At 37.0% G+C, this 12,092-nt stretch carries 10 protein-coding genes; 5 read left to right on the top strand and 5 right to left on the bottom strand.

The features are described from left to right. Positions 1 to 154: 154 nt before the first annotated feature. From rimJ to DK861_RS14015, 3 genes are all read left to right on the top strand, one after another. Entirely contained in the window at positions 155 to 736 is a 582-nt protein-coding gene (gene rimJ / locus DK861_RS14025; protein WP_072064025.1) for a ribosomal protein S5-alanine N-acetyltransferase, read from the top strand. Positions 737 to 971: 235 nt separating this feature from the next. Then, positions 972 to 2,507, top strand: coding sequence for a murein biosynthesis integral membrane protein MurJ (gene murJ, locus DK861_RS14020; RefSeq protein ID WP_109397592.1), 1,536 nt, complete (start codon positions 972 to 974; stop codon positions 2,505 to 2,507). Positions 2,508 to 3,519: 1,012 nt separating this feature from the next. Then, positions 3,520 to 3,792 carry a hypothetical protein gene (locus DK861_RS14015; protein ID WP_006536582.1) on the top strand — a complete coding sequence of 91 codons (273 nt, stop codon included), beginning with the start codon at positions 3,520 to 3,522 and terminating at the stop codon, positions 3,790 to 3,792. Between the two features lie 138 nt (positions 3,793 to 3,930). On the opposite strand, the gene argS is transcribed toward DK861_RS14015, so the two are convergent. Next, positions 3,931 to 5,661: an arginine--tRNA ligase gene (argS, locus tag DK861_RS14010; protein WP_109400514.1), complete on the bottom strand. Its 1,731-nt coding sequence runs from the start codon at positions 5,659 to 5,661 to the stop codon at positions 3,931 to 3,933. 172 nt (positions 5,662 to 5,833) lie between these two features. Here argS and DK861_RS14005 point away from each other — a divergent pair, with 172 nt between their 5' ends. Both DK861_RS14005 and cutC read left to right on the top strand, forming a co-directional pair. After that, a complete protein-coding gene (locus DK861_RS14005) occupies positions 5,834 to 6,388 on the top strand; it encodes a VOC family protein (protein ID WP_006536584.1) in 555 nt (184 codons plus the stop codon). Between the two features lie 154 nt (positions 6,389 to 6,542). Then, positions 6,543 to 7,295, top strand: a complete 753-nt coding sequence (gene cutC / locus DK861_RS14000; protein ID WP_109400513.1) for a copper homeostasis protein CutC — start codon at positions 6,543 to 6,545, stop codon at positions 7,293 to 7,295. 56 nt (positions 7,296 to 7,351) lie between these two features. Here the strand turns inward: cutC and DK861_RS13995 are convergent, their stop codons facing one another. From DK861_RS13995 to DK861_RS13980, 4 genes are all read right to left on the bottom strand, one after another. Beyond that, on the bottom strand, positions 7,352 to 8,926 hold the full coding sequence (locus DK861_RS13995; RefSeq protein ID WP_109400512.1) for an ATP-binding cassette domain-containing protein: 1,575 nt from the start codon (positions 8,924 to 8,926) through the stop codon (positions 7,352 to 7,354). 595 nt (positions 8,927 to 9,521) lie between these two features. Further along, positions 9,522 to 10,496 (bottom strand): tRNA 5-methoxyuridine(34)/uridine 5-oxyacetic acid(34) synthase CmoB, encoded by a 975-nt coding sequence (gene cmoB / locus DK861_RS13990; protein ID WP_109400511.1) that lies wholly within the window; start codon positions 10,494 to 10,496, stop codon positions 9,522 to 9,524. Continuing rightward, entirely contained in the window at positions 10,496 to 11,248 is a 753-nt protein-coding gene (gene cmoA, locus DK861_RS13985) for a carboxy-S-adenosyl-L-methionine synthase CmoA (RefSeq protein ID WP_072064240.1), read from the bottom strand. Before cmoA ends, cmoB begins: the two co-directional genes overlap by 1 nt. A gap of 187 nt (positions 11,249 to 11,435) precedes the next feature. Continuing rightward, the gene (locus DK861_RS13980; RefSeq protein WP_109400510.1) at positions 11,436 to 11,834 is read right to left on the bottom strand and encodes an MAPEG family protein; all 399 of its coding nucleotides are present in this window, start codon (positions 11,832 to 11,834) and stop codon (positions 11,436 to 11,438) included. Positions 11,835 to 12,092: the final 258 nt, after the last annotated feature.

The raw sequence follows: 12,092 nt of genomic DNA, 5'->3' as shown, positions 1-12,092 counted from the left end.
GAATGAAATAATTTATTTCTTCGACTATTCTGTCTCTAAATGTGCATAATTCCTAGTAAATTAAAGATGATATTTTTTTATTAAGGTTAGTGGCAGAATAAGAAGAGTTGCTTCAGAATTAGACTTATTTATATCAAAGGATAATGAGATTGTAATGTTTGGTTATCGTGGCGGAATTCCTAAAATTCGTTTTGAAACACAAAGAATGGTCATTCGTTTAGCATACGAGCGAGATGCTGAAAGATTGGCCAATTATTATACATTAAACCGTCGTTTTTTAATTCCATGGGAACCCGTAAGAGATAAAACACATTATTTACCTTCTGGTTGGGAACATCGTTTACAATTTATGAATGAATTACACCGACAAGAAAGTGCTTTTCATTTTCTGCTATTAACACAAAAAGAGGATGAAATTATTGGTGTTGCTAATTATAGCAATGTTATGCGTGGCGCTTTTAATGCCTGTTTTTTGGGATATTCAGTCGGTGAAAAATGGCAAGGTCATGGCTATATGTCGGAAGCGTTAACGGAAACACTTCGCTATATGCAAAGACAACAAGGGATGCATCGTATTATGGCGAATTATATGCCTCATAATTTACGCAGTGGAAACCTATTAGCTAAACATGGTTTTGAGCGTGAAGGATACGCCAAAAATTATCTACAAATTAATCAAGAGTGGCGAGATCACGTACTGACGGCATTAACAACGCGAGCTTATTTTAAACGTTAATCATTACTTTCCGAATATAAACTCGATTATTGAGGGTGAGATGCACGCTATGCTGGAAGTAATGTTGAGAAAAATACGCACGAAACCATAAATAACTATTTTTTAATCGCTTTGGTTAGTCCAAGATAAGCTGGATCAGCATATTCTTAGCCAATTGAAGATTGATTTTTCGATGTTAGAGACGGAGTATAGTCCCTTTCTTTTTATTCTATTTAACAAAAACCTGAATGACTTTATGAATTTACTTAAATCACTTGCTGCAGTGAGTTCTATGACCTTATTTTCACGGGTGCTAGGATTTATTCGTGATGCAATTATTGCGCGTATTTTTGGCGCAGGTATGGCAACCGATGCCTTTTTTGTTGCGTTTAAACTGCCAAACTTATTACGTCGTATTTTTGCGGAAGGCGCATTTTCTCAAGCATTTGTTCCGATCTTGGCAGAATATAAAAGTCAGCAAGGCGAGGAAGCAACGCGTACCTTTATTGCTTATGTCTCGGGTATGCTGACGCTTATTCTAGCTGTGGTTACCGTAATTGGTATTATTGCCGCGCCTTGGGTGATTTATGTTACAGCACCAGGTTTTAGTAGTTCACCCGATAAGTTTCAATTAACGACAGATTTATTACGGATCACCTTTCCTTATATTTTCCTTATTTCATTAGCTTCATTGACGGGCTCTATTTTAAATACTTGGAATCGTTTTTCAGTACCCGCTTTTGCTCCAACACTACTCAATGTCAGTATGATCTTTTTCGCTTTAGTGGTTGCCCCTTATTGTAATCCTCCTGTTATGGCATTGGCGTGGGCGGTTGTTGCTGGGGGAATATTACAGCTAGGTTATCAATTACCGCATTTGAAAAAAATCGGTATGCTTGTTTTACCGCGTGTTTCATTTAAAAATAGCGGTGTTTGGCGTGTGATGAGACTGATGGGGCCGGCTATTTTAGGGGTGTCGGTTAGCCAAATATCGTTAATTATCAATACTATTTTTGCTTCTTTTTTAGTGTCCGGATCAGTTTCTTGGATGTATTATGCAGACCGTTTAATGGAATTACCGACAGGGGTATTAGGTGTTGCATTAGGTACAATCTTACTTCCTTCATTATCTAAAAGTTTTGCCAGTGGTAATACTGAAGAATATAGAAAATTGATGGATTGGGGATTAAGACTGTGTTTCTTACTAGCACTGCCTTGTACTATTGGTTTAGCAGTATTATCTGGGCCTTTAACAGCGTCTTTATTCCAGTATGGTAATTTTAATGCCCATGATGCACTAATGACACAACAGGCATTAATCGCTTACTGTGTTGGGTTAATGGGGCTGATCATCATAAAAATATTAGCGCCAGGTTTTTATTCACGTCAGGATATTAAAACACCAGTAAAAATTGCAATTGCTACATTGATACTCACACAATTAATGAATCTTGCGTTTATTGGTAGTTTAAAACATGTAGGTCTTGCGCTCTCAATCGGTATTGCTGCTTGTTTTAATGCCTCTATGTTGTTTTGGCAGATCCGTAAAAAAGATATTTATCAGCCTTTAGCTGGTTGGCCTGTATTTTTATTAAAACTTATTATCGCGCTTGCCGTAATGGCGGCTGTATTAGTTGGAATGTTGTGGATCATGCCAAGTTGGGATGTCGGCAACATGCTAATGCGTATCTTGCGCTTGCTACTAGTTGTAGTAGTCGGAGCAGGAAGTTATTTTGTTGCGTTATATGCGTTAGGATTTAGACCTCGCCATTTCTCACTACGTGCGTTATAACTGATAACACTGAACCCTCGCTTTTGTATAAAAGCGAGGAGTTGCAAAATTAACAATCTTTCAAACAATACAACTCTCCTTATTTAGAACCTTCCTCTATTTTTAGACTATTTTTAATGCCACATTGATCACACTTCTAACATTTAGTTATGTAGATTTGCCCCATCCTTTAAAAAAAGAAAAAGTGAGGAAAATGCAAAAATCTTTTTTCTCTCTATTTTTTTATTAAATTTTTTTTCCAATTTCTAAATGATTTATACAGTTTTTCGGTGTTGGAATGTGTTTTTTAATCAATATTGATAAATTTATCTAAACATTAATTATATCGAATATCTTTAGACAATTTGTTTACTAGTCGTGATATTCTACATAAAGTAAAAAAATAGACGCTATATTCTAGGTACTTACGGTTTGACGAATTATCTTTTTTTAGATAAACTCTCTTGTGTTGTGTAGGTTTAAAAATTGACACATCTGTTAAATATTTCTTACTTAATGATGAGATATTACGAATATTTCAAAATATTGCAGTATATTTTAAAACATTTGATTTTTTTGATTTAAGACATATTATTATTTCTTTATTCAGGTAGATTAACCGTGACTGTAAAGTTATTTGCTTGTTATCGTTCAGTACTACTGAAAGTGATCATATCTATTTTGTCTGCGCTTCAAATAGGTAACACGATTGCTGGGGATAAGCAGTAAACAATAAGTCGTGTGAATAATGAAATTAATGATAAATCTATTGTTAATAGATAATTAGATTACTGAAAATTCAGTATGGTACACTAATTACTGCTTTCATTTGTCCGCCATTGTTTTCTGTTTTTCCCTCTCTTTTCTATCCCTTCTCAATATTTCTTATTCATAGCTCAATAACTCAAATATTTCTCCATTTATTCGTTATACTCAAAACAGTTATAATCATCAGGTATTTTTAGTTTAAGACTACTAAATAATCACTTAGTGATTTTGGTAAAAATAACAATAAGAGAGTCAAGGAGCTACTATGAAAAAAGCAATTATCATTTCTGTATCATTAGCTACATTATTTCTTGCTGGCTGTACTGCTGACGGAAAAATTAAAACATCAAGATTGACGCCAGTGAATTGTGTCGGCGTTTTTGATAAAACGAATGAAAGAGTAAGCTTTACAGCGAAAGACGTTGACCAGCGCTTATATAGCCCCGACAAACCTATTGATAGTGTTGATGGTTGGATTGAAAGTAAAGATATCTCAGGATTATTGTGCCAAGATGTTATTACAGCTAACGAAGATTAATAATTAAGTTGTATTGGAAATTTGTTTGAGACATTGTTTGACGTATTTTTTAGCTATCTTGAATTAAAATTTAATGCACAAAAAACCGATGGTATTAACCATCGGTTTTTTTATCACTATTATTGGAAACAGTGATGATTACATTCTATCTACTGTTTCAATACCTAAAGTATCTAAACCTTGTTTTAAGGTTTTCGCGGTTAAACGAGCTAGTTTTAGACGGCTTTGACGAGTGTTTTCATCTTCAGCTGATAAGATAGGGCAGTTTTCATAAAAGCCAGAGAAAGCTTGTGCCAAATCGTAAAGATAAGCACACATAACGTGAGGTGTTCCTTCACGAGAAACTTGCATAATCGTCTCATCAAATTGGACTAAACGCAATGCAAGCTGTCTTTCATGAGATTGTGTTAGTACGATAGGTTGCGTTAGTGCATTTTCATCAATGTCTGCACGTTTGAAGATTGAAGCAACACGAGTATAAGCATATTGCATATAAGGTGCTGTGTTACCCTCGAAACTTAACATCAGATCCCAATCAAAGATGTAATCTGTTGTACGATTTTTAGATAAATCCGCATATTTAACAGCACCGATACCCACAACACGAGCAACGTTATTTAATTCGTCTTTATCCATATCTGGATTTTTTTCAGCGATTAATGCGCGAGCTCTTTCTTGGGCTTCATCGAGTAAGTCGGTTAAACGAATAGTGCCACCAGAACGAGTTTTAAACGGGCGACCATCTTTACCTAACATCATACCGAACATATGGTGTTCAAGTGACATTGAATCAGGAATGTAGCCTGCTTTACGAACAATCGTCCAAGCTTGCATTAAATGCTGGTGCTGACGAGAGTCGATATAATAAAGTACGCGATCAGCATGTAATGTTTCGTGACGGTATTTTGCACAAGCAATATCTGTCGTTGTATATAGATAGCCACCATCTTTTTTCTGAACGATAACACCCATAGGCTCGCCTTCCTTGTTTTTATATTCATCAAGGAAAACAACCGTTGCACCTTCACTTTCTACAGCAAGGCCTTTTGCTTTTAGGTCAGCAACAATACCAGGTAACATTGGGTTATAAAGACTTTCGCCCATAATGTCATCTTCGGTTAACGTGACGTTAAGACGCTGATAAGTTGCTTGGTTTTGTTGCATTGTGATATCAACTAGTTTGCGCCACATTGTACGGCAGTATTCATCACCACTTTGCAATTTCACAACATAATTACGGGCACGTTCTGCGAATACTTCATCTTCATCATAGTGTTTTTTCGCTTCACGATAGAACTCTTCGAGATCAGATAATGCCATATCAGCGGCATTTTCATTCTGTTTTTTCTCTAAATACGCAATCAACATACCAAATTGCGTACCCCAATCACCAAGGTGATTAGCACGAACAACATTATGACCCAAGAAAGATAAAGTACGTGCACTTGCATCACCAATAATGGTCGAGCGTAAGTGGCCAACGTGCATTTGTTTCGCAACATTTGGGGATGAATAGTCGATAACAATAGTTTGAGGTTCAACGGGGGTTATGTTTAGGTGTTCATCTACCAATGCGTCTTCAGCTTGCTTTGCAACCCATTGCGGAGATAAAAAGATATTGATAAAACCTGGGCCTGCGATTTCAACTTTATCTGCAATATCCGTAATATCAAGCTTTTCTAAGATCTTTTCTGCGAGTTGTCGGGGTGGGATCCCCATTTTTTTTGCAGCTCCCATGACACCATTTGCCTGATAGTCACCAAATTGTACTTTGGCTGACTGACGGACAAGAGGTTCGCTATCAGCGGGTGCGCCAGCAGCACACATTGCCACACTGATTTTTTCTGAAAGAAAAGCCTGAATATTCACCGGGTTACCTTAAATTATTGAGAAAATAAAACCTGAAGACAAAAGTCTGACAGGTTTCTTATAAAGAATTAGGATTAACCTTGAATTTATAACATATTCCGGCTAGAACATGCTACCATCTCGACCTTATCTTTAAGGTTTTTTCTCTGTTTTTTCATTAAGGTTATTCAAAATGGCGTTATTTTCTTCAATTTCTCAATTAAATGATTTAACTCGTGAGCTTTCTTTGTTTGAAGAAAATATGACACTATTGGCCGATAGTTTAGGTATGGATTTAGCTATTTATCCTACTGATCATGTGTCGTTACGTTGTCACGAATTGGCATTAGCGGAGCAGTGGCGAATAGGATTAAGTCAGTGTGGAAAGTGTATTTCTGATAATGTGATTAATGGGCGCCCAATATATCTATTTCAATTAGAGACACCATTAACGATTTTAAATCAATCAGTTTCAATTGTTGAACTGCCTTTTCCCACAAATAAAAAATATGAATATCAAGGTTGGGAGCATATTGAGCAAGTGATCTCCGTCGAACCAAGCGAGTTAGTAAGTAGAGTCATGTCTTTTTTACCCCAAATGTTACCGGAGAATGTGAGCTTAAAAATCAGTGAACCTAAAGGTGAGAAAGAGCGTTTACCTAATCCAACGGTGGCTATTTCTAATGGAAAAGTCACTGTGAAGTATCATCCTTATTCGTTACTTGAAATCGTAGAAAGTGAGTGTTGAACGACACTTTCAGAAAATAGTTTGCTTGTGTCAGCACAAAATTCTGATAGTGGAATTGAATGAATCACGATATTCGACAACTATTGTTAGTAATCGCTGAGAAATGATATTTATTTTCTGATTACTTTCTTTATTAAGGATGGAGAGGGATGATATGGCTACATTGGAGATTTGTTGTTTTGGCGCTGAATGTGCGTTGGTAGCAGAACGAGCAGGTGCAGACAGAATAGAGCTGTGCACGAGTCCGGCAGAAGGAGGTATTACGCCAAGCTTTGGAATGCTAAGACAAGTCAGAGATCTGGTTCGTATTCCCGTTCATCCTATTATTCGCCCTCGAGGGGGAGATTTTTGTTACACACAAGCTGATTTTTCAGCAATGAAAAATGATATTAGTCTGATCCGTGATATGGGATTTTCAGGGGCAGTTGTTGGTCTTTTAAATGAAGAAGGGCATATTGATTTGCCTAAAATGGAAATTTTAATGGAACTTGCAGGTCCATTAGCCATTACTTTCCATCGGGCTTTTGATATGTGCATTAATCCATTATTAGCGTTAGAACAACTGACTCAGCTGGGAGTTTCTCGTATTTTAACGTCAGGACAGCAACCGAATGCAGAACTCGGTCTGCCATTATTACGAACGTTAAATGAAAAAACACAAGGCCCTATAATTATGGCGGGTGCTGGTGTAAGGCTTAGCAATATCCAAAAATTCCTAGATACAGGATTAAAGGAAATACATAGCTCAGCAGGAAAAGTGGCACCTTCAACCATGATTTATCGTAAAGCCGGTGTCACAATGAGCTCAGACAGTGAAGTTGATGAGTTTACCCATTATTGTGTGGATGAAGATACCGTTGAAGCGATGAAAGATATTATGAGTATTTATGCGCCATTAGCCTCTTAGTTTTAATTAGTTTTAGTGGCCGATTTTAAAACTGCGCCTTTTATTGCGCAGTTTTTTTATGCAGTTTCATCTAATACTAAGGTATGTGTTATACCACAATGTTCAACAAAGGTTTCATCATGGGAAATCAGTAATAATGTGCCTTGATATTCAACGAGTAGATTTTCCAATAGTTGTTTAGATTCGATATCAAGGTGATTATCTGGCTCATCAAATAATAATACTGCAGGTGGCTTGGGGCTGTGTGTTAAAGCCAATAATGTTGCTTTTAATTGTTCGCCACCACTTAGTTTTTCTAGAGGGAGTAATGATTTATCACCTCTGATCCTTAACATACCCAGCCGTGTTCTCCATTGCTCGATAGAAATAGCGGGTTGATATTGGTGTAGTGCTTGTGCAACGGGTAATGTTTTATCAAGTAAAGCAAGATGTTGATCAAGATAACAATAATCTTTGTTGAGACGAAATTCACCAGCAAGTGGTGTGCACTGCTCGATCAAACATTTTAATAACGTTGATTTGCCACATCCATTTTTACCTTTAATATGCCAATGTTCGTTTCCATAAGCTGAAAATGAAATAGGGTATTGATAACCATACGGAAGCTGAAGATTATCCACAAATATATTCAAGCGATGTCCATCGCTTTGATAATTCAAGACTATTTTTTGCTGATGAACATGCACTTTCTCTTCATCGACACCTTGTTTTTTAGATTGCATATCTTCTATTACACGCAGATGCCGTTTTGCTACAGCTGATTGGCGTTGTTCTGCTCGATTTTTTTGCATATCTAATAAAAGTAAGCACTGAGAGCCACTTTTCCTAATTGACTCGCCTTGTCGTTTTCGTTGCGTTGCTTTTTGCAAGGTGGCTTGTTGTTGGCGTTTTTCATTTTTAATTTGGCTATTTAGTCGATCACTTGCTGCTTCTAACGATGCTATTTCTGCACGTTTTTGTGTCTCATATAAAGTATAATTTCCACCGTATTCAAATAAACCTTTCTCACTTAATTCAAGAATGGTATCAGCATATGAAAGCAAGTTTCGATTGTGACTAACAATAAGAGAGCCAGCTTTGTGCTGAGCCAACTGTTTTACTAGCCATTGTTGACCTTGATAATCAAGGTGATTATCTGGCTCATCCAAAAGAAGAAAACTCTCTGTTTGTAAAAATACACGGCAAAGTGCTAAACGTGTTTGTTCTCCGCCACTTAAATGCGCAATAGGGGTATCTAATGCGACAGGGAGTTGTGCTGAATCTAATAGATTCTGCCACGTAACAGGAAGTTGCCATTTGCCATCAAGCAACTCTATATCTTCTAATGTAGCAATGCCTGCATCAACGCGTTGGAATGCTTGATAAATTTCATGAATGTCTAACGCTTGAGCAAGTGTATTACCTTGTAATCGTGTTAATTGATCAACGTGAACAAAAGGCATATTCCAATTAACTTGCCCTGCTGAAGGCGTTATTTTTTGTGCTAATAATCTTAGTAGTATGGATTTCCCTTTACCGTTATGACCGATTAATGCATTTTGCTGACAAGCCAATGAGCGAGTTAATGGCGGAAAAAGACGTGCTTGATTAAACTCGATAGTAAGTTGTGAGAAGTGACAGGCTATTGTCATAGTAATACCTCCTAAGCGAAATAGGTGGCAGACAGCCGAGATCTTTTTCTAGATGCGACGAAATAAATTATTGTCTGCCAGTAACAGAAAATGAATACCCAAAAGGTATATGAAAAATTTTCTGGCAGAATTTAGTTCATCGTAGGGAAGTGCCTTCTTAAAAAGAGAAATAATAGGAGATATAACGTGTATATCTAAGCATGAATAAAGATGAGAAACAAGCCCAGAATAAGGTTATCTATATGTGGAATATTAAAATAATCGCTATGATGTGGAATTAAATAAAAATAGTTAATTTCATTTAAATATTGGGGCGTTAATGGGGGCGTTTTGATGATGTGGTTTCGACAAAGGACGAAAAGATAGGATCATTATATTTCTGACGCTTATTCTTTTGTAAAAGAGCGTGTTGTTTTTTCTGTGTTATTTTTTTTGAGTTGCAACTTTGCTCTTTGGTGTCTTTGCCATAGATTTCTTTAATTGTTTATCCGCAAATAAGAGGGCGTATAAGGTATCTTTAATAAAAATCAAGATGAATATTATGAAAGAAAGGGATATTGAATAACTTGATATCCCTTTAAATTTAGATAAAAGATTAAGGCTTAGTGGCAATTAATATCGCACGTTTAGGTGCGGGATAACCTTCAACGGTTTTGGTTTTATCATTAACATCTAAGAATGCTTCTAATGAATCCGTTATCATCCAATCTGTTTTACGTTGTTCATCCAGAGAGGTTGTGTTTTCATCGACAATACGCACATCTTTAAAGCCACATTTCTCTAGCCAAACTTTTAGCATTTTTGCCGATGGAATAAAATACACGTTACGCATTTGTGCATAACGTTCACCAGGGATCAGACATTGAAACTCATCACCATCCACAACGAGGCTTTCTAATACTAACTCACCGCCCGAAACTAATTGATTTTTTAATTGCCATAAATGATCAAGCGGTGAACGACGATGATAAAGTACACCCATTGAGAATACGGTATCAAAGGCTTTTAATTCCGGCATTTGTTCAATACCAACAGGAATTAAATGTGCACGTTGATCATTCCCTAATAATTTTCTGACGGCTTCAAATTGGCATAAAAAAAGTTGAGTAGGATCGATTCCCACAACAAACTGAGCACCTTCACCTAGCATTCGCCACATGTGATAGCCACTGCCACAACCGACATCTAATACTAAACGGCCTTCAAGAGGAGAAAGGTGGGGTAAAACACGATCCCATTTCCAATCTGAACGCCACTCTGTATCAATATTGACCCCATAAAGAGAGAATGGGCCTTTTCGCCATGGCATTAAGGATTTCAGAATATTATTTAAACCCAGTTGTTCGCCAGCGCTTAATGTAGGTGTTTTATTGGCAATTACTCCATTTTTTAAATCAAGTTCTGTAGGGGTTATTTCGGGCAAACCATCGAGCATTCTTTCCCATGAAGAAAAGTGACCGTGTAACGCATTTGAGCGCCATTCTGATAATTGAGCAGGTAATGTATCTAACCAATGAAATAAGCGCTCATCTTGCGCAATAAGTTGATAGAACGAGCCAAAATTAATCATTAGTTATTGCCTTTAATCGCTAAAAGAGAGCCGAAATTAAAACATTGGAACCAAACTTCTGCATGAGGGAAGCCCGCATTATGCAAGCGAGTTTTATGGGTTTCAACAGAGTCTGTCAGCATAACATTTTCTAACATGCTACGTTTTTGGCTAATTTCTAATTCGCTGTAACCGTTAGCACGTTTGAAATCATGGTGCATATTAAACAACAATTCACCAATTTCTTTATCTTCAAAACTGAATTTTTCAGAAAGTACTAACACACCACCGGGGTTAAGGCCTTGGTAAATGCGGTTTAATAATATTTGGCGATCGCTTGGTGCTAAGAATTGTAAGGTGAAGTTAAGCACGACCATTGAGGCATTATTGATCTCAATATCAAGAATATCCCCCTCAATAATATCGACGGGGGTATCTGCTTTATAGGCATCAATATGGCGTTGACAACGTTCTATCATAGCCGGTGAATTATCAACACCAATAATTTTGCAGCCTGTTACATCAATATTACGACGCATAGAAAGGGTTGCTGCACCTAAAGAACAGCCTAAATCATAGACTTGACTATTGGGCGTAACAAAGCGGCCGGCAAGCATACCAATCATGGAGATGATATTTGAGTAACCGGGTACTGAGCGTTTTATCATATCCGGAAACACTTCGGCGACTTTTTCATCAAAGCGCCAGTCACCAAGGTTAGCAATAGGTGTCGCAAATAAGCTGTCTTGTTGTGATGATTTTGAATTCGACATAACTGAAATAGATTTAAGGAATAAAAGAAGCACGCATTCTACCAGAAGCGACGGTGCTCACAAAGTTGCATTATTTAGAAAGAAATTGGAAAAAATAAATAAACCTTTTTGATACCTTGCCGTTATTAGACACAACAGCAAGGATGTCGGTTTTGATCATGGATGATCATGTTATTCCCACGAGGACTTAGTAATAAAAGGAAAAGATTTGTATCCAAGGAAGGAAATAAATATTAGCAATGATCATCAATACCATTGATAAGTAAGTGGCTGCCATTCCTGAACGACGCCAGCTAAGTTCTCGATGTTTTAATCCATAAGAGTGTAAAAAGCGACCTACGATTAAAATTGAGCCACAGATGTGTACCATCCAAACAAAAGCACCATTCATTTCCATCACCAGCAATAAGATCATGGAAATGGGGATATATTCTACTGCATTGCCGTGAACACGGATGGCTGTTTGTAATTCATAAAAGCCACCATCGCCATAAGCAACCCGATATTGTGTTCTGAGTTTTACGACATTGAGGGACAATTTAATCAATAACAGTGCGCCCAGTATGATATAAAGCGAGCTAACCATCTTTTCTCCATTGCCAAAGCCAAAAAACGGCGAATTAATGATAAACCTCAAAGCGACTTCTGTCGCTATAAATAATTATTATTAATTAATTGTTTGGGGATTAGCAAATCCTTGAAAAGATGTATCATATAAACTAGGTCTATACTCTTATCTCCGGAAAGAATTTTCGTTATAATGTCTGCCTTTTTTTTGACACTACTCGAAAAAGACTATTGCCAAAATTTCCGCAGCAGAAAGCACAACAAGCTGAGTAAAAGG

This window comes from Proteus sp. TJ1640 (assembly GCF_003144445.1).
GTDB classification, from domain to species: Bacteria; Pseudomonadota; Gammaproteobacteria; order Enterobacterales; family Enterobacteriaceae; genus Proteus; species Proteus penneri.
Note: the sequence above shows the minus strand (reverse complement) of the source record. Positions and strands in the feature narration are given on the sequence as shown.

What these genes read in the sequence shown, in the direction of transcription:
- DK861_RS13980 (WP_109400510.1), bottom strand. Translation starts at nt 11,834, where the DNA reads ATGGTTAGCTCGCTTTATATCATACTGGGCGCACTGTTATTGATTAAA.
- cmoB (WP_109400511.1), bottom strand. Translation starts at nt 10,496, where the DNA reads ATGATTAATTTTGGCTCGTTCTATCAACTTATTGCGCAAGATGAGCGC.
- cmoA (WP_072064240.1), bottom strand. Translation starts at nt 11,248, where the DNA reads ATGTCGAATTCAAAATCATCACAACAAGACAGCTTATTTGCGACACCT.
- murJ (WP_109397592.1), top strand. Translation starts at nt 972, where the DNA reads ATGAATTTACTTAAATCACTTGCTGCAGTGAGTTCTATGACCTTATTT.
- DK861_RS13995 (WP_109400512.1), bottom strand. Translation starts at nt 8,926, where the DNA reads ATGACAATAGCCTGTCACTTCTCACAACTTACTATCGAGTTTAATCAA.
- DK861_RS14015 (WP_006536582.1), top strand. Translation starts at nt 3,520, where the DNA reads ATGAAAAAAGCAATTATCATTTCTGTATCATTAGCTACATTATTTCTT.
- DK861_RS14005 (WP_006536584.1), top strand. Translation starts at nt 5,834, where the DNA reads ATGGCGTTATTTTCTTCAATTTCTCAATTAAATGATTTAACTCGTGAG.
- cutC (WP_109400513.1), top strand. Translation starts at nt 6,543, where the DNA reads ATGGCTACATTGGAGATTTGTTGTTTTGGCGCTGAATGTGCGTTGGTA.
- rimJ (WP_072064025.1), top strand. Translation starts at nt 155, where the DNA reads ATGTTTGGTTATCGTGGCGGAATTCCTAAAATTCGTTTTGAAACACAA.